General features: G+C 60.2%; 19 protein-coding genes and 1 riboswitch. Of the genes, 5 read left to right on the top strand and 14 right to left on the bottom strand.

Annotated elements, in window-relative coordinates; genetic code table 11:
- The first annotated feature begins 40 nt into the window (after nucleotides 1–40).
- Nucleotides 41–1168 carry a cobalt-precorrin-5B (C(1))-methyltransferase gene (locus IEI95_RS16455; RefSeq protein WP_234891155.1) on the top strand — a complete coding sequence of 376 codons (1128 nt, stop codon included), beginning with the start codon at nucleotides 41–43 and terminating at the stop codon, nucleotides 1166–1168.
- Nucleotides 1152–1841: a cobalt-precorrin-6A reductase gene (locus tag IEI95_RS16450; protein WP_156536211.1), complete on the top strand. Its 690-nt coding sequence runs from the start codon at nucleotides 1152–1154 to the stop codon at nucleotides 1839–1841. Before IEI95_RS16455 ends, IEI95_RS16450 begins: the two co-directional genes overlap by 17 nt.
- A gap of 60 nt (nucleotides 1842–1901) precedes the next feature.
- Here IEI95_RS16450 and IEI95_RS16445 read toward each other — a convergent pair whose 3' ends face one another.
- The 8 genes from IEI95_RS16445 to IEI95_RS16410 all read right to left on the bottom strand — a co-directional run bounded on the left by IEI95_RS16445 (nucleotide 1902) and on the right by IEI95_RS16410 (nucleotide 11441).
- A complete protein-coding gene (locus IEI95_RS16445) occupies nucleotides 1902–2435 on the bottom strand; it encodes a chemotaxis protein CheD (protein WP_187152350.1) in 534 nt (177 codons plus the stop codon).
- A 404-nt stretch (nucleotides 2436–2839) separates the two neighbouring features.
- Nucleotides 2840–3799, bottom strand: coding sequence for a nucleoside hydrolase (locus tag IEI95_RS16440; protein ID WP_156536212.1), 960 nt, complete (start codon nucleotides 3797–3799; stop codon nucleotides 2840–2842).
- Nucleotides 3800–3867: 68 nt separating this feature from the next.
- Nucleotides 3868–4659 carry a precorrin-4 C(11)-methyltransferase gene (gene cobM / locus IEI95_RS16435; protein ID WP_156536213.1) on the bottom strand — a complete coding sequence of 264 codons (792 nt, stop codon included), beginning with the start codon at nucleotides 4657–4659 and terminating at the stop codon, nucleotides 3868–3870.
- 1 nt (nucleotide 4660) lies between these two features.
- Entirely contained in the window at nucleotides 4661–6448 is a 1788-nt protein-coding gene (gene cobJ, locus IEI95_RS16430; protein ID WP_156536247.1) for a precorrin-3B C(17)-methyltransferase, read from the bottom strand.
- 95 nt (nucleotides 6449–6543) lie between these two features.
- On the bottom strand, nucleotides 6544–7278 hold the full coding sequence (gene cobI / locus IEI95_RS16425; protein ID WP_194416772.1) for a precorrin-2 C(20)-methyltransferase: 735 nt from the start codon (nucleotides 7276–7278) through the stop codon (nucleotides 6544–6546).
- Nucleotides 7275–8516: a precorrin-6y C5,15-methyltransferase (decarboxylating) subunit CbiE gene (gene cbiE / locus IEI95_RS16420; RefSeq protein ID WP_156536215.1), complete on the bottom strand. Its 1242-nt coding sequence runs from the start codon at nucleotides 8514–8516 to the stop codon at nucleotides 7275–7277. The genes cobI and cbiE overlap by 4 nt, the downstream gene beginning before the upstream one ends.
- On the bottom strand, nucleotides 8509–9156 hold the full coding sequence (locus tag IEI95_RS16415; protein ID WP_156536248.1) for a precorrin-8X methylmutase: 648 nt from the start codon (nucleotides 9154–9156) through the stop codon (nucleotides 8509–8511). The genes cbiE and IEI95_RS16415 overlap by 8 nt, the downstream gene beginning before the upstream one ends.
- 971 nt (nucleotides 9157–10127) lie before the next feature.
- The gene (locus tag IEI95_RS16410; RefSeq protein WP_156536216.1) at nucleotides 10128–11441 is read right to left on the bottom strand and encodes a sirohydrochlorin chelatase; all 1314 of its coding nucleotides are present in this window, start codon (nucleotides 11439–11441) and stop codon (nucleotides 10128–10130) included.
- A 334-nt stretch (nucleotides 11442–11775) separates the two neighbouring features.
- Here IEI95_RS16410 and IEI95_RS16405 point away from each other — a divergent pair, with 334 nt between their 5' ends.
- From IEI95_RS16405 to IEI95_RS16395, 3 genes are all read left to right on the top strand, one after another.
- Nucleotides 11776–12561: a TSUP family transporter gene (locus IEI95_RS16405; RefSeq protein ID WP_156536217.1), complete on the top strand. Its 786-nt coding sequence runs from the start codon at nucleotides 11776–11778 to the stop codon at nucleotides 12559–12561.
- Between the two features lie 64 nt (nucleotides 12562–12625).
- Nucleotides 12626–12874, top strand: a complete 249-nt coding sequence (locus IEI95_RS16400; protein ID WP_015916318.1) for a type II toxin-antitoxin system ParD family antitoxin — start codon at nucleotides 12626–12628, stop codon at nucleotides 12872–12874.
- The gene (locus IEI95_RS16395) at nucleotides 12871–13272 is read left to right on the top strand and encodes a type II toxin-antitoxin system RelE/ParE family toxin (protein WP_156536218.1); all 402 of its coding nucleotides are present in this window, start codon (nucleotides 12871–12873) and stop codon (nucleotides 13270–13272) included. The genes IEI95_RS16400 and IEI95_RS16395 overlap by 4 nt, the downstream gene beginning before the upstream one ends.
- A gap of 51 nt (nucleotides 13273–13323) precedes the next feature.
- Here the strand turns inward: IEI95_RS16395 and cobO are convergent, their stop codons facing one another.
- The 6 genes from cobO to IEI95_RS16365 all read right to left on the bottom strand — a co-directional run bounded on the left by cobO (nucleotide 13324) and on the right by IEI95_RS16365 (nucleotide 20696).
- Nucleotides 13324–13968, bottom strand: coding sequence for a cob(I)yrinic acid a,c-diamide adenosyltransferase (gene cobO, locus IEI95_RS16390; RefSeq protein ID WP_156536219.1), 645 nt, complete (start codon nucleotides 13966–13968; stop codon nucleotides 13324–13326).
- On the bottom strand, nucleotides 13965–17747 hold the full coding sequence (cobN, locus tag IEI95_RS16385; protein ID WP_194416771.1) for a cobaltochelatase subunit CobN: 3783 nt from the start codon (nucleotides 17745–17747) through the stop codon (nucleotides 13965–13967). Before cobN ends, cobO begins: the two co-directional genes overlap by 4 nt.
- A 3-nt stretch (nucleotides 17748–17750) precedes the next feature.
- Nucleotides 17751–18824: a cobalamin biosynthesis protein CobW gene (gene cobW, locus IEI95_RS16380; RefSeq protein ID WP_156536221.1), complete on the bottom strand. Its 1074-nt coding sequence runs from the start codon at nucleotides 18822–18824 to the stop codon at nucleotides 17751–17753.
- 3 nt (nucleotides 18825–18827) lie between these two features.
- Nucleotides 18828–19355: a bifunctional adenosylcobinamide kinase/adenosylcobinamide-phosphate guanylyltransferase gene (gene cobU / locus IEI95_RS16375; RefSeq protein WP_156536222.1), complete on the bottom strand. Its 528-nt coding sequence runs from the start codon at nucleotides 19353–19355 to the stop codon at nucleotides 18828–18830.
- Between the two features lie 4 nt (nucleotides 19356–19359).
- A complete protein-coding gene (locus tag IEI95_RS16370) occupies nucleotides 19360–19662 on the bottom strand; it encodes a hypothetical protein (protein WP_156536223.1) in 303 nt (100 codons plus the stop codon).
- 140 nt (nucleotides 19663–19802) lie between these two features.
- Nucleotides 19803–20185: riboswitch (cobalamin riboswitch) on the bottom strand.
- A 46-nt stretch (nucleotides 20186–20231) separates the two neighbouring features.
- Nucleotides 20232–20696, bottom strand: a complete 465-nt coding sequence (locus IEI95_RS16365; RefSeq protein ID WP_156536224.1) for a hypothetical protein — start codon at nucleotides 20694–20696, stop codon at nucleotides 20232–20234.
- Between the last annotated feature and the right edge of the window lie 53 nt (nucleotides 20697–20749).

The raw sequence follows: 20749 nt of genomic DNA, 5'->3' as shown, positions 1-20749 counted from the left end.
CCCATCTTCCCCCCGCCGCAAGCCTTGCCTATAAAGAGCCATGACCGAAGCCGCGCCGCCCACCGATACAGCCGATGCCGCCGCTCCGCGCAAGCCGAGTGGACCGCTGCGCAAGGGCTGGACCACGGGCGCCTGCGCGACAGCCGCGACCAAGGCAGCGCTGACGGCGCTTTTGACCGGTGAATTTCCCGATCCGGTGTCGATCCGCCTGCCGGGCGGCCAGGAACCAGCCTTTGCACTTGCCTATGAACAGATCGCGGGTGGCCAGGCCTCGGCGGGAATCATCAAGGACGCGGGCGACGACCCTGATGTGACCCATGGCGCGACCGTGATCGCCATTGTGCGGCGTATCGCCGCCGGTTCTGGCATCCGCTTCGTGGCGGGTGACGGCGTCGGCACGGTGACGCGGCCCGGCCTGCCGCTGGCCATTGGCGAGCCAGCCATCAACCCCGTGCCGCGCGCGATGATGGTGGCCGAGGTGGAGGCGCTGGCCAAACAGCATGGAGTGGCGCCCGATGTGGAAATAATCATTTCCATTCCCGGCGGTCAGGCCCTGGCGGAAAAGACCTGGAACCCGCGCCTGGGCATTATCGGCGGGCTTTCGGTGCTGGGAACGACCGGCATCGTCAATCCATTTTCCTGTGCCGCCTGGATTCACTCCATCCATCGCGGCATCGATGTGGCACGCGCCATGGGCCTTCCGCATGTGCTGGGTGCCACCGGCTCGACATCGGAACGCGCCGCCCAGCAGCTTTACGGCCTGCCGGAGGAAGCGCTGCTGGACATGGGCGATTTTGCCGGCGGCCTGCTCAAATATCTACGCCAGCACCCCGTGCCCCGTCTGACGATTGCTGGCGGATTTGCCAAGATGAGCAAGCTCGCGCAAGGCGCGCTGGATCTGCATTCCGCCCGCAGTCAGATCGACAATTCCTTCATGGAAACATTGATGTCCAATCATCCTCTCTCGCAAGACATCAAGGAAAGGATCAGGTCCGCCAACACCGCCTTGGAAATCCTCGAGGTTACCCGGCAAAACAATCTGGACATGGCGACACCAATTGCGCAAAGGGCAAGACAGACAGCTCTTTCGGTCCTGCGCGGTGCCGATATCGCGGTCGATGTGATCGTCACCGACCGGACAGGAGCGATCCTTGCCATCGCCTCCTGAGCGCATCCTCATTCTCGGCGGCACAGCGGAGGCGGCAAAGCTTGCCGCAGAACTGGTGGAGCAAGGCAAAACCACTGTCATCACCGCGCTGGCCGGACGCACCGAATATCCGGCCAGTCTGGCCGGAGACGTCCGCATCGGTGGTTTCGGCGGTGTCAATGGGCTGGCGGCCTATCTAAGCACTGAAGGCATTACCAGGGTGATCGACGCCACCCATCCCTTTGCCCGGCAAATTTCCGCCAATGCCGTCGAAGCCTGCCAAAAGGCGGACATACCGCTCATCGTCCATCTGCGCCCGCAATGGCTGGAGCAACCCGGCGACCGCTGGATCATGGTCGAGACACTGGAAGCGGCGGCCCATACGTTGCCGGAGGGAGCCAGGGTCTTCCTGGCGCTGGGGCGGCAATATATCGACATATTTGTGCGGCGAACGGATTGCCACTTTGTGATCCGCATGGTGGATGCGCCTTCAACGCCGCTGCCCTTTACCCATGCTGACATCGTTCTTGGCAAAGCGGCGGCGGATTGGGAAGCAGAAAAAGCCCTGCTGGAAGGCCATGCCATCACCCATCTCGTGACCCGCAATTCAGGCGGCGAGGCAAGCTATGGCAAGATTATCGCGGCCCGAAAATTGGGATTGCCCGTGGTGATGATCGCCCGCCCGATCACTTGACGACCTATTGCGTTGTCACATTGATATTGATTTTGTTTCGCCACGGTGAAGGCGATATCCTCACACCTTCTGAGCTGGCGACCGAATTGCCGTGACCTTGGGCTTCACACCCATACGTCCGCTGAGCGGCACACAATTTGTCTTGCCCGAATAGGGCCAATATTCGAGCTTGCAGCCATAAGGGCCGCCGACATTTTCCTCAATGACCGCAATACCGTTCGTTGCCAGAAACTGCCGCGCGAAATCAAAATTGCGCGCCCCCACATTATAGAAGGAGTTGCCGGGACTGGCGCCACCGAAAATCTTTGCCTCCAACCGCCAGACATTTGCGCCACGCGCCAGCAACCCGTCAACAAGAAGCTCCATCAACTGGCAGCCATATCGCGCCGCCTCGCTTTTGCTCATGCCCTTGGCAACCGGACCCGGCAAGACGAAATGATTCATACCGCCGAGACCCAGCACGGGATCGCGAATACAGGCAGCGACACAGGAGCCAAGCACCGTCGTCATCACCGTATCGGGATCGTCGCTGACGGCAAATTGTCCCTGCGAAATGGTCACCCGACCCTTGGGCAGATCCATTCGTGAAGCCACTGGAGCATTCCAAACGAAAGACATTCAATCCGACCCCTAACATTACATTCTAATGAAAGCATAGATTGAGATAAAAACCTATTGATCATTTCTGTCCGTACGCCGCGCCACAGCGCCCTGCGTTTTGGAAAACCGCACAAAGGACGCTGTAACACTTTATATTTTCTGCATAATGTTCTCCTTAAACTGCAACCGGTTTAAGAAATTATGACTCAGGCTTTGGATAAGAAATTACACCAGACATTATTGCAACATGCTCACTCATCGGACACAACGCAGACACCAGCCAATTCAGTGGTGCCAATTTTCCGATTAGCCAAGCGTTCCGGTTTCCTGGCTAATAAACCATGAATATATTGATTTATTGTCTACTCTTCATCGGTCAAGGAATGCAGCGGACGAAGTCACGCTTCCTGGACTGACACGATCGTGTCGTGGATCAGCTTCAGCACGGCAACGGCCTCGATATCGGCGCAGATCGTCTGGCTTGGCAGGTCGTCCCAATCGCTGGGGCCGAAGCCCATGCTGTCAGGCTTCTGGATGGTCTGGCCATCGGCAATGCCGCCGCACACCACGCGGATCGAACCGCTGCGGGTGGTGAACAGCTCCGGTGCCACCACATAGGCGCAGGCGCAGCTGTCATGGACCACCATGCCATCAGGCACCCGGCTCTCGTAGAACTTGATGTAGAACTGCGACAGGTCGAACAGCAATTGCGCCCGCATGCCAGCCGCATCGCGGATGTCGGACAGCGCCTGGCGGGTCATCACGGTTTTCGTCGTGACATCCAAACCAACCACAACCACCGGCCAGCCGGCGGTGAAGACGATATCGGCCGCTTCCGGGTCGCCGTGGATATTGGCCTCGGCGGCGGGCGTCACATTGCCGTTGACATCGAAGGCACCGCCCATGATGACCACGTCCTTGACCAGAGAAACGATCTCAGGATCTTCCTTCAAGGCATTGGCAAGGTTGGTCATTCGCCCAACCGCGACGATCCGCACTTCGCCTGGATTGGCGCGGATGGTCTCGACGATAAAGCGATGCGCCGGGCGCGGATCAAGCGGCACGTCCACGGCATCCGGCACGCCGATATTGCCAAGTCCGTCATCGCCGTGAATGAATTTCGGCGGCTCATGGGTAACACGATGCGGAATGAAGGTTTCGCCAGCACCCCTGGCAACCGGCGCCTCGATATTCCATTCCTGCTTCAGATAGAGCGCATTGCGCGTCGTGGTCTCAATAGTGGCATTGCCAAACACCGTGGTAATGCCCAGCAGATCGATATCCGCATGGTGATGCAGAAACAGCAGTGCCATGGCATCGTCAACGCCGGGGTCCGTATCGAAAATCACCTTATGCATGGCACTTGTCCTTCATATGTTTGACGGAAGAATAGCGGCCTTGCGCCATCCCGCAACCACTGTTGCCGTCAGACGGCCTGGTTTTTCTTGGTTACACCCTTCTTGCCCACATTGCGTAGCACATGGGAAAAATCAGAATTGTAGAGATCGCTATCGCGGAAGGCGACATCGCCGAACACTTTGCCGACCATGACCAGCGCCGTTCGGGTAATCTTCGCCTTGCGCACCTCCTCCGCCATGTCCTTCAGCGTGGTGCGGATGAACAATTCGTCCGGCCATGTGGCACGGTAAGCAATCACCACCGGGCAGTCTTCGCCATAATAAGGCGTGAGCGTCTCGCGGATATGGTTGAGATTGCGGATCGACAGATGAATGGCCAGCGTGGCGCGGGATTTGCCGAGGATTTCAAGCGTCTCGAATTCCGGCATCAATGATGCCTTCATTTCCGTGCGGGTAATGATGACCGTCTGAGCCACTTCAGGAAGGGTTAGCTCGGTTTTCAGCCGTGCGGCAGCCGCCGCGAAGGCGGGTACGCCCGGCACCACGTCATAGGGAATATCCAGCGCGTCCAGCCTGCGCATCTGTTCGGCAATCGCCCCATAGATGGCCGGATCGCCGGAATGCACCCGCGCCACATCCTGACCTCGGGCATGGGCCGCCTGGATCTCGGTGATAATCTCGTCCAGATGCATGGGCGCTGTGTCCTTGACCAGCGCATCATCAGGCGCGGCCTTGACGATTTCCTCCGGCACCAGCGATCCGGCATAGAGGCAGACCGGGCAGCGCTCAATCAGCCTCAAGCCCCGCACGGTGATCAGATCTGGCGCGCCGGGACCGGCACCAATGAAAAAAACCGTCATGTCATGCGTCCTTCTGCATTGCCGTATCCGCCTTGCCGGAATAGCCGCGCGGCGTGTAAACCCAGGTCTTTCCGTCACCGGTTTTGACGGTGCGGCTTTCCGACGAACCAACGATCACCACCGTCAGCATATCGACATCATCGACATTCAAGCCAGCCAGTGGCACGATCCGCACCGTCTCGCCGGGACGGCCAAGATTGGTGGCGAGAATGACCGGCGTGTCAGCCGGGCGATAGGTCAGCAGCTGGTCGCGGGCATAGGCCAGCTGCGTACGCCGCTTCATCGACACGGGATTGTAGAAGGCGATGACGAAATCGCCCTCGCCCGCCGCCTTCACCCGGCGCTGGATATGCTCCCAGGGTGTCAACAGGTCCGACAGTGAAATGGTGCAGAAATCATGGCCAAGCGGCGCGCCAATCCGGGCGGCGGCAGCTTGAAGCGCGGAAATGCCCGGCGAAACCTGCACCTCGATCCGCTGCGCACCCGCAGAAATTCCACCCTTGTCCAACAGCTCGAACACCAGCGTCGCCATGGCATAAATACCGGCATCGCCGGAACAGACCAGCGCCACCGTCTTGCCCTCGCCCGCCAGTTCCATCGCATGGACCACGCGAGCTTCTTCCTTGCCAAGGTCAAAATCATGCCGGGTCTTGCCCTCGGCAAGCGATCCGAGCAGATCGAGGTAAAGCGAGTAGCCAACGAGATCGCTCGACGCTGCCACCATGCGGGAGACTTCCGGCGAGCGCCAACCGTCAGACCCCGGCCCGATGCCGACAACGAACAAGGTCCCACGGGCGCGGCCAAGACCTGCCTCCTTGATGGGCTGGGCGCTGCGGCCGAGCGCAGCAGTCACGCCTTTCGATTTGATCTTGGGCAGAACCAGCGCGCCATCGGAACCAACCACCGCCAGCGCCGCGCCTTCTGCCACGCCGTGGCAACCGACCTCGGCAAACACCACGTCCGACGGGTTTTGCAGCCGGGGGCGTTCCTGCTCCAACCGTTCGGCGGAAAAGAACCGGGCGGATACGCCGAAATGCTTGGCCACCGCATGGATTGCCGCCTCATCGGCCTTGACGTCGACAGAGGCCACGGCACCAAGGCTTTGGGCGGCAAGACCCGATATATCCAATGCCTGCTGCGCCAGCGCAATCGCCTCTTCAACTGAGGCATGGCGCTCGCAGCCCATGCCCAGCACCAGAGTTTTCGGGTGGTAGACCAGCTCCAGCGGCCCCGCCGTTCGGCGCTGATCGGTGACGGTCAGCGTCACAGCGCCCTCGTCGTCAAAGGCTAGACGCGAAGCCGCCAGCCACTCGGCATCGCCAACCAGCCGGACGCCTGAACCGGCCACCAATTCGGCCATGACGGTCTTGGCCTGTTCAGGATTGGCCAGCGCATAGCCATCAGGCGGCGCATCCAAAGCCACACCGAACCGCAGATCCCCTGCCGTGGTAATTGCCGCATGGGCATTGAGAGCCTCAGCAACGGTGCGCGCCATGTCATTGGCACCGTGATGGCCGCCCAGCAGTGGCACGACAGAAGCGCCATCCTCGGACACGCACAGCACCGGCGGTTCGGACTGCTTGTCGGTGAGCAATGGTGCCAGCAGCCGGATCAACGCGCCCGATGCCATGATTGCGATGATCGGACGGCCAGCAGAAAATAACGCCCGAACATGGCGTTTCACATCGTCAAAGCTCTGATCGGCCCCGTCCACGCGGGAGGCGGCAGCGTGAACCTCACCGCCAACAGCCTCGGCAATGCGCCGCGCCAAGGCCAGCGCCGTTGGCATCAGAATGACAATAGCGGGTTTTGTATTGTCGTTTTTTTCAGGGCCGGGTTTTTCAGGGCCGGTTTGCTCATCAATGGTTTTTTGGGGCGTCGTCATCAAAGTCTTTCCGTCTGCGGAGCCGAGTCGAGAGCCCAGCCCTCAGCCCCCTTGTAAATAAGGATCATCGAGAAATACGGGGCAACGTCTTCGGCGACATCGCCCAGCGGCAACAGGCGCTCGTTTTGTAGCGATACGCGCTCGACATAACCGGCATTGGCAGTGAGGCCCATGGCATCGATCAGCGCCCGGATGCGGGGGAAATGCCGTCCCAGCTTGATGATGGCGACGGCAGAGGCGCTTTCGATCCGGGCGCGTAGGACATCATCCTCCAGCGGGCCTGGCAGCACGGTCAGCACATCATTGCGGGCCGCCAGCGGTCGGCCATAGGCGGCGGCGGCGGCCATCATCGACGAGACGCCGGGAACAACTTCGGTCGGATAGCGATGCGCCAGCCGCTCGAACAGATACATGAACGAGCCGTAGAAAAACGGATCGCCCTCGCACAGCACCGCCACATCCGAACCGGCATCCAGATGATGCGACAGGGTGACAGCGGCGGCGTCATAAATTTCCTGAGCCGGATAACGCTCCACCCGCATCGGCACGATCATAGGCACTTCCAGCTGGTCGGCCCGCAGATAGGGCGCGGCAATCTGGCGGGCAAAGCTTGGACCGGTATCAGGTGCCGGATAGGCAATCACCGAAACGGAGGTCAGGATGCGATGCGCCTTCAGGGTCAGCAGTTCCGGGTCGCCGGGGCCGAGACCGAGGCCATAGAGTTTACCCGTCATTTGGAAAAGCTCCATTTGGAAACACTCCATGTTGTCACCGGCATCAGCGATTTCCAGCCGCAGAACCGACCGACGGGTGCTGCGCGCGACACGGAAATCCGGCTCAGCTCACCACCATGCAGGCCGCGCAAAGTCACAAGCTGCGCCTCACCTTCCAGCGTCACGGCATTGGCGACCAGCCGCCCGCCTGGCTTCAGCGCCTGCCAGCAGGCCTCGAACAGACCTTCGGTGGTGATGCCGCCGCCAATGAAAATCACGTCCGGCGGATCAAGCGTCAGCAGCCCCGCCGGTGCTTCGGCCTCGACAATCTCCAGATCCGGCACGCCAAGCACCTCGGCATTGTCGCGCATCATCGCCAGCCGCTCCGGCTTCGGCTCGATTGCGATAGCGCGGGTACCCATTCCAGTCCGCAGCCATTCGATGGCGATGGAGCCGCAACCGGCACCAACATCCCAGAGCAAAGCATTGGGAAACGGTGCCAGATGCGCAAGCGTTGCCGCCCTCACCTCACGCTTGGTCAATTGCCCATCGTGACGGAAGGCATCGTCCGGTAGGCCCGGCACCGGCGAGAGAAGCACTCCGGCAGCGGCGCAATCCACGGCAAGAGTGTTGAAATCAGCAATCCCCGGCAGCTGTGCCAGCAGGTCTTGCGCGGTGATATGGAGAATGCGCTCCAGCGCGCCGCCCATATGTTCCAGTACATGCAGCATGGAGGCCCCAAAGCCGCGCCGCACCAGCAGGTCGGCAGCCTCAAAAACCGTTTCGGCATTGGAGGTCAGGGCGAGGATGCGCGCACCCGGCAGCACATGCCGGTTAAGGTAGGACAGCGGGCGGCCATGCAGCGAAATCTGCGCCACATTTTGCAGCGGCCAGCCAAGCCGGGCAGCCGCCAGCGAAAAGGCCGAGGGGCTAGGCAGGACCCGCATTTCCTCTGGCGCCAGATAGCGCCGCAGCGTCGCACCTATGCCGAAATGCATGGGATCGCCGGTCGCCACCACCACGACCGGCGTGCCGCGCAGTGCCAGAAGCTGATCCAGTGTTTCCCGAAACCCAGCACCCCAGGTGAGGATGCGCCGCACATTGGGAATGGCATCGGCCACCGCATGTTCCAGCCGCTCACCCAGCACCAGCACCTGCGCTTCGCTGAGATGAGCAAGCTGCTGCGGCGTCAGGCTGGCGAGACCGCCATCACCGATACCGATAATGGTCAACCACGGATCGCTGGAGGCCTCAGTCATTGGCACCCAGCCCTCCCGCCAGCGCATTGACCGCAGCCGATGCCATGGCGGAACCACCTCGCCGCCCTTGAACGGCAATGAACGGCACGCCCCGGCTGTTGGCGGCAAGTTCTGCCTTGCTTTCGGCCGCCCCGACAAAGCCAACCGGCAGACCGAGGATCAATGCTGGCTTCGGCGCGCCCTGATCCAGCAATTCCAGGAGACGAAACAGCGCCGTCGGTGCATTGCCGATGGCAACGACAGCGCCTTCCAGTTGACCGGCCCAAAGATTGACCTGCGCTGCCGAGCGGGTATTGCCGGCCCAGGCGGCCAGCGGCCGCACTCTGACATCATTGATCAGGCAGATCACTTCGTTTTCCGCGGGCAGAAGGCTGCGGATAATGCCGTGCCGGACCATTTCCGCGTCGCAGAGAATGGGCGCACCGGCGGCAAGTGCCGCAGCGCCTGCCTCGAACGCGCCTTGCGAAAACACGATGTCATCAGCCAGATCGATCATCCCGCAGGCATGGATCAAGCGGATCACCAGAGGCTGCATGGCGACAGGAAACCGGTCAAGATTGGCCTCGCGCCGGATGGTCTCGAAGGACTGGCGGTAGATCTCGGCAGGTTGGCGGATATAGTCGAGTGCCGGGGTTTGCATGACGTCTTCCGTTGCGTCATCCGCCTCACCTAACGAAAGCTCTGCACCTGTTAAGGCCAGATCTTCATGGCCGATGCCCAGCACCCAACCCTCTTCCTGCGTCGTCACGTCAATCTCCTCATCCGAGAGCATGCGGGGCCGTTCAAACAGCCGACCCAACATCCCGGCTGCATCGAACCCGGCAAAGGCTACAGCCACTCGGCGCACCTGCGCGGCATCCTTCACTTCATTCTCGTGATCCCCCAGCGAAAACAGCGAGGGATAAATTTCCGCCAAAACCACGCTGTAGCCGCCATTGAAAGAGTGAGGCCATTCCGCATGTCCAGCCGCAAAGCCAGTCTCAAACGGCCAAACCCCAATCCTGTCACGGTTCGGATGCCCATCGAGAAAGGCACTCAGCCGGGCAATACCCAGCAAGCTCTGGCTGCCGACTGACCCGGCATAGGCCAGTTGCCAGACGGATTTTGCACCGCGCGCATGGCGCTCGGAAAGCCGCAGGGTAAAAGGCGCGCTGGTCGGTGTGGGAGGCTTGGTTGCGGACAGGCCGTCCAGATCCAGCGTCTGCGGCCTGCCCCAAAAACGCGGTTCCCGAGCAAAATAGTCCCGGTTCCAACGCGCGGCCAGCGCGAAACGGTTATTAGCATTATCAGCGCCGTCTTCAATCTCACCGGCAATGGCGCGCCACAGGCCTTGCCAACCCGGCTCACCCGTCACCCGCGCAGCCGTTCCCGTGGGATAACCGAAGGCGAAATCGAAACCGGCCAGCAGGCGCTTGCCTGCCGCCAGCGCATCGCTGACCACAGCCTCAAACCGCGCCATGAAGGCGGCACGGGTGGGGAAGTTTTCCAGCCAGACGATCTCTGCTCCCGCCGCGCCGCAATCAGCAAGGCAGGCCCAGATGGAGTTCTTGCCCGTCACCGGCTTGGTTGCGCCGGACCAGTCCACGATCAAGATGCGGTCGAATAAGGCCATCAGGTCTTCTTCATGGATTTCGGACCCAGCGGATGATCCGCATGGGGGTAAGGCGCGTGGGTATGGCTGTGGGCGTGTCCATGGTCGTGATGGTGGTCATGGTGCTCATGTCCGTGATGATCATGCCCATGATGGTCGTGGCTATGGTCATGACCACAGCCGCAATCCGGCCCGTGCTCGTGGACATGCGCTTTGCCGCTGGACGGTGCATTCATCACCGCTTCCAGCCCCGCGTCAGGGCTGGCATTCAGCAAATGCCCGTATTTGCCGCCAAGCGTTGTCGATGCGCCATAGTCGAAGGCGGGTTGCAGCGGAGCCGGATCGGCATGGCTATGCACCGGCGTCCACGGCAGGCCATGCTGAAGACAGAACGCCTGATCGCGGCAGGAGGCGTCGCAATCGCCCTTGCACGGACAGTCTTCCAGTCCGCCGCCAATGCCCTCGACATGGTGGTGGTGGCTTTCCTGCGGCTGGCCGATATCGGCCTCAAAGCCTAGAACCTGTTCGCGGTATTTGCACATCTGGCAGTTCATCACCGCCGCCCCTTCGAGGATTTCGCGTACCCGATCCTGAAAGGCATCCAGCACCAGCGGATGATCGTTGAGATAGCTGGCCTTGACGAACTGGATATCAGGATAGCGGGCCGCCACTTCGTCGGTATAGCTGTAGATCCTCTTCACCAGCACGCCGGTAAACAGGAAATAGGGGAAGACGATGATGCGTTTGTAACCCAGCTTGGCGGCATGGGTCAGGCCCGGTTCCACCAGCGGAAAGGTCACGCCGGAATAACAGGTTTCGCCCCAGCCAAAGCCCATGCCTTCCCACAGCATCCGCATCACCTTGGTGGCGTTGGAATTGGCATCGGGATCGGAAGAGCCGCGCCCGACCACCATCAGCAGCGTGTCATGCTTATCGATGACACCCAGTTGCGCATTCGCCTCATCTACTGCTGCCTGGATGCGATCACCGGCAGCACGGATCATCTTAAGGTCGATGCCAAGCTCGCGCCCATAGTTGATCACCATGCCGGGGTTCTGCGCCTGATAAGTATTCAGCACGGAGGGAATATCGTTCTTGGCATGGCCCGCGGCAAACAGCATGCCCGGCACGGCCAGAACCCGTGTCACGCCCTTTTCCCGCAAGCTGTCGAGGCCTGCCGAGATCACCGGATTGCAGAATTCCAGATAGCCATACTCGACCGGCAGGTCGGGATTGCGCGCCTTCAGCCCTTCGGCGATGACAGCGAATTCGCGCGCCGCATTCTGGTTGCGGCTGCCATGTCCACAGACCATGATTCCGAGTTTTTCTGCCATGACAAAAGGCTCCCTGCTTCGTTTCGTTTTATGTACGAAGCGCCGGAGCTGCCGGTTTTCCGGCATCTCCTATGGCCTTTGGGACAGCTCCGGAATTGGCCCCCTGATTGGGTCAGCCGCACCGGACGATTCCAGCCTGTCGAACAGGCGCCGTCGCACATCTTGGCGGGCAGGAATAGCGAAGCGCCCGAGCCGGGTCAAACCGCAATTTCAGCCGGAGACGATCCGCCCACCGCCAAAACCCTTCTCACGGAAAATTTTCCTCTCAAACCGATTACCGTTTGGCAGGGAATGCAGTAAGAGGCTCAGTATTCCACTCTTCTCCGGATTTTCCATGACCGATATTGCTCTTCAAGCCCTGATCTTCCTGTTCTTCGCCGCCTTTATCGCAGGCTTTGTCGATGCGATTGCCGGTGGTGGTGGCCTCATTACCATTCCAGCCATGCTGATTGCCGGTATTCCTCCACTGGAAACGCTGGGAACCAACAAATTGCAGGGCATGTTCGGCTCGGCCTCTGCCACCATCGCCTATGGCCGCAAGGGTCATGTCAACCTGAAGAAACAATTGCCGATGGCCGCCATGTCGGTGCTGGGCGGCGCGATTGGCGCTGTCATCGCGACCTATGTGCCGGGCGATGTGCTGAAAGCGCTAATGCCGTTTCTGCTGGTGGCGATTGCCGCCTATTTCGCCCTGAAGCCAAATATCTCCGACGTCGATAGCCATCAGCGGATGACACCTTTCCTGTTCGGCCTGACACTTGCCCCGCTGATCGCCATTTATGACGGCGTCTTCGGCCCCGGCACCGGCTCCTTCCTGATGCTGGCCTTCGTTTCGCTCGCCGGTTTCGGCATGTTGAAAGCCACCGCCCACACGAAACTGCTGAATTTCGGCTCCAATGTCGGTGCCTTCCTGGTCTTCGTGTTCAATGGCGTGGTTTTGTGGAAAATCGGCATTGTCATGGGCATCGGTCAGTTCCTGGGCGCCCAGACCGGCTCGAAACTGGCAATGAAAAGCGGTGCCAAAATCATCAAGCCGCTGCTGATCGTCACCTGCATCGGGTTGGCGATAAAGCTGCTGCTGGACCCGACCAACCCTGTGCGGGTGTGGATGGGGATCTGAACCAAGTTGCTATGTTTACAACCATCCACTATATTCATTTTGAATACAGGATAGAGGTTTACACATGGCAACAACCAGCCTGACACTTGGCCCGCATTGGGAAGGCTTCATCAAGCAGCAGATAAGCAGTGGCCGCTACGCCTCTGCGAGCGAAGTGGTGCGAGACGCGCTCCGCGAGTTGGAGGAGCGGGAAGAAAAGCTGAAAATTTTGCGCCATCAGATCGACAAGGGTTGGCAACAAGCAGATCGTGGAGAGTTTGCAGAGGATTGGTCGCTCCAGTCACTCAATGAAAAACTCGACCGTGAGCAATGAGCGGCAAAGGCTACCGAATTACTGAAATAGCACGTCTCGATGTCGAGGATATCGGTCGTTACACCAACAAAACCTGGGGCAAGCGTCAGCGAAACGATTATCTGCGAGCCTTGTTCAGCAGGTTCGAGTTTCTCGCTGAATTTCCCTATTCTGGACAACAGCATGACCACATTACAGCGCCGTGCGCCATATATGGCGCACAAAGGTTCGCTGTAGCGCTTTATATCTGCTGCATAATTTTCTCTTTAAACCGAGTCCGGTTTAAAGAATTATGCAGTAGGGAAGGCCTTTTCGGTTTTTCCGAGGGCGCGCACATGATCTTTTACCGGATCAATGCCGATGGGATCGACATCCTCCGTGTCCTTCATCAGCGCATGAGCCTGGAAGAGCGACTGTAACAGCCCCGATCAAATAACAGCGCGCGCCCCAGAATACTCAGTTCTGGGCCATCAGAACTCCACACCCAACTGAGCCTTGATACCAGAGCGGAACGGGTGTTTGACCAGTTCCATTTCCGTCACCAGATCGGCAATCTCGATCAGCTCATCCTTGGCATTGCGTCCCGTTAGCACCACATGGGTCATGGGCGGCTTTTCTTCCGTCAGGAAGGCGACGACTTCGCTGAGGTCAATATAGTCATAGCGGATGGCGATATTGATTTCGTCGAGCAGCACCATGCTGTTGGCGGGATCGCGGATCAGTTCCTTGGCCTTGTCCCAGGCGGCTCTGGCCATGGCCATGTCGCGGGCCTTGTCCTGGGTTTCCCAGGTAAAGCCCTCACCCATAGTGTGGAAAGCGCAGAGGTCGGAAAAATGCCGCAGGATCAGGTCGCGTTCGCCGGTTGACATCGCCCCCTTGATGAATTGCACCACAGCGCATTTTTTGCCATGGGCGATATGGCGGAAGATCATCCCGAAGGCTGCCGAGGACTTGCCCTTGCCCTTGCCGGTATGGACGATAACCAGGCCCTTTTCGCCAGTTTTGGTCGCCATGATCTTGTCGCGCGCCGCTTTTTTCTTCGCCATCTTCTCAGCGTGGCGGGCAAGATCGTCCGACGGTGTTGCAACGGCTCCGCTATCGACGGTTTCGGTCATAGGGCATTCTCCAATTCAATCGTCTGTAAAAGCTCGGCTTGGGAAAGTTGGGACAGATGATATCTCGCCGAATTGCTGCGCGGCGTCCAGAGGCCACGCTCAATGGCTTCCAACAGCCGCTGCGACATGTCCTTCAAGGCAGCCGGGTTTTTATCGGCCATGAAAGCCCGCACCCGGTCATCACCGATAAAAGCCCGGTAGACGGCGTCGAAATGCGGCTGGCGCACGGCGCCGGTGGTGGCGGCAAAGGCGAACAGATAATCCACGGAGGCGGCAATTTCGAACGCGCCCTTATAGCCGTGACGCATCACGCCTTCGATCCATTTCGGATTGACGACACGAGCGCGCACCACCCGGCCAATCTCTTCCTCCAGCGTGCGGATGACAGGCTTTTCCGGTCGGGAATGGTCGTTGTGATAGACGGTTGGCCTGCGACCCGAAAGCTGCTCGACCGCCGCCGTCATGCCGCCCTCGAACTGATAGTAATCGTCGCTATCCAGCAGATCATGCTCGCGATTGTCCTGGTTTTGCACCACGGCCTGCACGCCCTGCAAGCGCTCTTCGAACAGGCCGCGCTCGGCCCTACCTTCTTCGCCCGCGCCGTAAGCGTAAGCGCCCCAGACCAGATAGGCCTCGGCCAGATCGGCCCGGCGCTCCCAGCCCTTTTCATCGATCAAGGCTTGCAGGCCCGCTCCGTAAGCGCCGGGTTTCGAGCCGAATACCCGGTAGCCCGCCCGGCGGCTGGCGGTCTTTTCGTCCAGCCCCTGTTGCTGGAACAAGACTGTTTCCGCCTTGATGCGCGCCGCAATCGGGTTATCCGCCGCATCCTCATCCAGAGCGCCAACCGCCCGCACCGCCTTGTCGAACAAGGCGATCTGTTCGGGAAAGGCGTCGCGGAAAAACCCTGAGATCCGCAGCGTTACATCGACACGCGGGCGACCCAAAATCGCCTGGGGAATGATCTCATAGCCGGTCACCCGGCGTGAGGCGCTGTCCCAGAGCGGCTTGACGCCGATCAGCGCCAGCGCCTGGGCAATATCATCGCCGCCCGTGCGCATATTGCTGGTACCCCAGGCGGTAATGCCAAACGATACCGGCCATTCGCCATGATCCTGCACATAGCGGGCAACCAGCAGTTCGGCGGATTTCTGGCCGAGTTGGTAAGCGGCGGGTGTCGGCACGACGCGGCTATCGACAGAGTAGAAATTACGCCCGGTCGGCAGCACATCCGGGCGTCCGCGCGTCGGCGCACCGGATGGGCCGGGAGCAACGAACCGACCAGACAGTCCTTTGAGCAGTCCAGCGATTTCGGATGGGCCGGATTTGATCACGCTCGGTTGCAGCCGGGTTTCAACTTCATCCAGAACAGCGCGGGTGTTTTGCCAGTCTTCGGGACAGGCAAGACTGCCCGACACCATGTCTGAGGCCAGTAATTCGATCCGCTCAACCGTATCGCCCTTGGTGCGCCAGGGGGCTTGCGTCAGGTTTCTCAGAAGGTCCGGTTGCGGCCCGTCCCAGCTATCGGAAAACACACAGTCCAGAGGGTCGAAATCGGCGCAACCGCCAAGCGCATCCGCAGCAATCGCCCGGTGCAGACTGGCATCGCCGCCTTGCCCCCCTTGGCTCTGCCCTTGGCCACGCGGCACCCGCGCCAAGGCCACGACCAGATCGGTCAGCAACCGGCCTTGCGGTGCCTGCCCGAAAATATGCAGGCCGTCGCGGATCTGCATTTCCTTGAGGTCGCAGAGATAGGCGTCGAGCTTGGTCAGCTTGACCTCCTCCGCCTCACCACCGGCAATGCCGGCATCCTCATCCAGACCGATATCGGCGACCAGATCGAGGATCTGGGATTTCAACAAGGTAACCCGGCGTGGATCGCCGCCCATCGCCTGGTAATATTCATCGACCAGCGCTTCCAGATCCTTCAGCGGACCATAGCTTTCCGCCCTGGTCAGTGGCGGGGTCAGGTGATCGATAATAACGGCGCTCGCCCGGCGCTTGGCCTGCGTACCCTCACCGGGATCGTTGACGATGAAGGGATAGAGATGCGGCACCGGACCCAGCACCGCTTCGGGATAACAGCTCTCGCTCAGCGCCAGTGCCTTGCCCGGCAACCATTCCAGATTGCCGTGCTTGCCCATATGAATGATGGCGTGAACGCCAAATCTCTGGCGGAGAAATGCGTAGAAGGCGAAATAGCCGTGGGGAGGCACCAGATCCGGCGAATGATAGCTGTCCTTCGGATCGATATTATAGCCCCGCGCTGGCTGAATGCCGACCATCACCTTGCCGAACCGCAGCAGCGGCAGCGCGAAACCATCCCCGGCAAAAAATGGATCGGCCTGCGGCTCCCCCCATCTGTCGCTAATCTCCCGCCTGATCTTGTCAGGCAGGCTCCCGAAAAACTGCTGGTAATCGGCAAGCCGCAGGGTTTCGCGGATCACCCTGCCCTTCACCGCCGCATTGGTGACACCGGCCATCAGCACCGTCATCAACGCGTCAGAGCTGGCGGGCAGGATGCCGGTGTCATAGCCTTCGGCCTTCAACGCCTTCAACACTTCAAGACTGGCAGCAGGCGTATCCAGCCCGACACCATTGCCAAGGCGTCCATCCCGGTTGGGATAGTTGGCCATGATCAGGGCGACCTGCCGTTCTGGCGCAGGTGTGTGCCTCAGCCGCGCCCAATTGGCAGCCAGGCTGGCAACGAAGGCCATACGGCCATGGTCCGGCGCATGACTGACCAAGGTGGTTTCCACCCGCGCATCGTAGCGGGCAGCCGATTTGAAGGACGCAGCCCGGGTCAGTACCCGCCCGTCCACTTCCGGCAGCGCAACATTCATGGCGAGATCGCGGGCGCTCAGCCCTTGCATCGAGGCTTCCCAGACGGAGCGTGGCGACGAGGAAAACAGCGCCTGCAACACAACAGCGCCCTGCTCGTCCAGCACGGTCGAGGGCGCATCGGCACCCGGAACGGAAACTGCAAAGCCTGTCGTGTTGACCACCACATCTGGAGCGGCCTGGTTAAAAATCATCCGCAGCGTCTCAACGCAGACACCATCTTTCAGACTGGCAACAAACACCGGCAAAGGCCGCAGGCCCTGCGCTTGCAGCGCCTCAATCATCGCCTCAACCGGCGCAGTCTCGCCGCTTTGCACGAGGGCGCGGTAAAAGCAGAGGGCGGCAATCGGCCCCTCGCCTGCAAGCACCTGCCATGCCTGAACGTCAATCATCCCACGCCCCGGCCACCACAACCCGGCCTTCAACAACGGCAAGGCCTCTTGCGGTTTTGGTGCATTGGTCAGCAGCGCTTGCGCATAGGACACGAAATGGCTGGCATTGCTATCGCCGCCTTCGATCAGATAGGCCCAAAGCGCCGATAGATCCGGGGCATCCAGGTTTGAAAAAGCCTCCAGCCCGGCATCCGGCTTGTCGTCGCCGGGCAGGACGGCAATTTTGATCCCATGGCGGCGGGCGCAGGCGTGCAGCGCTTCCAGCGCATAATGAAAATAGCTGGCCCCACCCAAAGCCCTGACCACAATCAGTTTCGCATGGCGGGCGGTGCGCTCGATATAGGTATCGACCGACATCGGATGTTTCAGCGCCATCAGGCTGGCGAGCCGCCATGTCGCGGTCTCGGATTGCCGCGCCAGCGCCGCCGCGATGGCGGACAGCTCGGTATCGGCGGCAGACAGAAACAGGATATCCCCTGGCGTCTGGCCAAGGTCTATCGCGTCATCCCCGTCGCTGATCGAGCCTTGCTGGGCAAGCAGAAGATGCATGGCTTACGCTGCCGCCCGGATGGCATCGGCAATCGCCGATTGGTCGAGATCATGCAGGCCGATTACCACCAGCCGCGTCGCCCGCTGCTCGCCAGAGGCCCAGGGCCGGTCATAATATTGGTCAATGCGGCTGCCGACCGCCTGCACCACCAGCCGCATCGGCTTGCCCGGCACATCGACGAAGCCTTTCAGCCGCAGCACGTCATGCGCTTCGATCACGGTCTTCAAGCCATCGACAAAACGGTCCGGCTCGCGCACCTGCGGCAGATCGACAACAAAACTGTCGAATTCGTCGTGGTCGTGATGATGGTCATGGTCCTCACCGCTCGCATGCAGCGCCTCATGCTCCAGCTCGTGATGGGACTTGCGATTGTCGATATCGGCTTCCGAACCCGCACCGATACCAAGCAGCACCATGACAGGTACATCGCCGTTCTTCGCCTCGATCAATGTTGGCTTGCGGCTCATCCGGGCGGTCACGTCGGTTCGCACTTTGGCAAGACCATCGGCATCAAGCAGATCGGTTTTGTTGAGCACGATCAGATCGGCGCAGGTCAACTGGTCCTCGAACAGCTCCTCGATCGGGCTTTCGTGATCAAGACTGTCATCGGCAGCGCGCTGGGCATCGATCCGGTCGTGGTCGTCAGCAAACCGGCCAGCGGCGACAGCAGCGCTATCGACCACCGTCACAACACCATCAACGGTCACGCGGGTGCGGATATCCGGCCAGTTGAAGGCAGCCACCAGCGGCTGCGGCAAGGCAAGGCCGGAGGTCTCGATGACGATATGGTCGGGCAACACATCCCGTGCCAGCAGCCTTTGCATGGTCGGCACGAAATCATCGGCAACCGTGCAGCAGATGCAGCCATTGGTCAGTTCAATAATGTCGTCCTCGGTGCAGGTCTCGGCACCGCAACCTTTCAGCACCTCGCCATCGACCCCTAGATCGCCGAATTCGTTAATGATCAACGCGATTTTCTTGCCACCCGCATTCATCAGCATATTGCGGATGATCGTCGTCTTGCCCGCGCCGAGAAAGCCGGTGATGACGGTGACGGGAATTTTCTTTTGCAACATTGTTCAGCCTTTCATTTTCAGGGGCAGACCAGCCGCGACGAAATAAACCTCGTCAGCGCTTGCCGCGATCAATTGATGAAGCCGTCCGGCATGATCGCGGAAATGCCGGGCCATGCGGTTTTCCGGCACAATGCCAAGGCCGACTTCATTGGAAACAAGCACGATGGAGGCGGAAAGCCGGGGCAGCAGATCCGCAAAGGCCGCAGCCTCAGCGGCCATGTCGCGCCCCTCCTCCATCATCAGATTGGTCACCCAGAGCGTCAGGCAATCGACCAGCACCACCCGGCCTGTTGCATCGATCTGCCTAAGCTTCTCCACCAGCGCCAGCGGCTCCTCATGCGTCACCCAAAGGCCGCCACGATCCTGCTGATGCTGGTCGATCCGGGCGCGCATTTCCTCGTCCCAGGCCCGCCCGGTCGCCAGATAATGACGCTCCAGGCCGGTCTCGGCACAAAGCTGTTCGGCAAAACGCGACTTGCCGGACCGCGCGCCTCCAAGAACGAAGACACGTTTCGAAATTGTCTCGGCCATGGCGTCAGTTTCCACCCGCAGGCGGCGTGTAGAGCCCGCTGGAACGCGGCACAAAGCCCGGCCATGCGGGTGGGGCTGCATCGGCAGCAGATGGCGGAGAAGACCGCACATCCGGCCTTGGCTGCGACACCGCCCCGCCAAAGGTGGAATTGGAACCGGACGGTGCGCGCAATTGCTGCTCCGCAGGCCGCTCGGAAGGGCCAGAAGGCGTATGACGGGAAAACGGCAGCAACGCAAAAACCAGCGCCGCCAGCATAAGCAGAGCCAAGGCCGCACCTATGCTGCGTGATGACACGAGCGTCATCATGACCTGCCTCCTATTGGGGCAGGCGGCGAAAAAACAAACGGCCAAAAGACCGTGGAGCGGAGCCTGGAAAGCCCGCGATCAATCTGTTGCGCCACGACAACCTCCGTGCTGGCGTCGGGGATCTCTCCCCCAATTGGGCGTAAAGCCCGTCACGGACGGCAGGTCTCCTGGCTCACAGCGTCAAACCGGTACCATAACGGCACCCGTTCGCAGATTTCCCTCACCTTCCCGGAGGTCATGGCAAAAGCGAAAAGGCGGACGATTCGTAGATAAAGAGGCGTCCAACCCCGGCAGATCGCTTTGCCACTCCAGTGGCTTTTCCGGTCCGTCCGCTCACCGCACCGGCCACACCACGCGGCCCGCCATGCAAGGATCGTCAAAACCGGATGGAAAACCCTCGCTGTTCTACAGTCGCGGGGTCGGCTGCGTTTGGCATGCCCTGTCTGGGTCCACGCCTTCGCATTCCCTTTTGCTTTCCAGCCTCAATCTCTTCAGGCCGAAAACCATCCACCTTTAGGGTTAGCAGAATGAAGCTTGAAGTCAATCTGCAAGCCATGAGCCAGCACACGCTATAGCTTTGGCGCGGTCAGGGAAAACAGCGAGCGTATCCGGGCTGAAATTTCTTCCGCCAGGCTTTCAGGGCCAAGCGTCTGGTCATTGGTAATGGTCAGCACCTTGAACGCACCCTGAGCGACCACATCACCGGTTTCAACCGAGGCAGCACTGACTTTGATCTCGGCCTCGTTATGCTGCTTGTCCAGCCCAAGCCCACTCGCCATCGCCTCGACCCTGACCGTCAGAATCATCCGTGGCAGAACCTCGCTGCGCACCGTGGCAGCGACGGCAGCCGACAGACGCCGCTCCACCCCCTGAACCAGAACCAACGGCACTTTCGGACCAGCCAGCACGGTGACCGCACGAATATCATAATAGAACTTCTTCTGATCTGATTGAAACAGCCCGGCCATGCACCCGGCAAGCGCCATGCAGATCGATAGAAAGGCAAGAACGCGCAAATACCGCAGCAAGGTCATACTCCGCACAAAGATATGGCACGGACCATCAAAGCCAGAGCTTGCCGCAAGCT

This window comes from Agrobacterium vitis (assembly GCF_014926405.1).
GTDB lineage: Bacteria > Pseudomonadota > Alphaproteobacteria > Rhizobiales > Rhizobiaceae > Allorhizobium > Allorhizobium vitis_H.
Note: the sequence above shows the minus strand (reverse complement) of the source record. Positions and strands in the feature narration are given on the sequence as shown.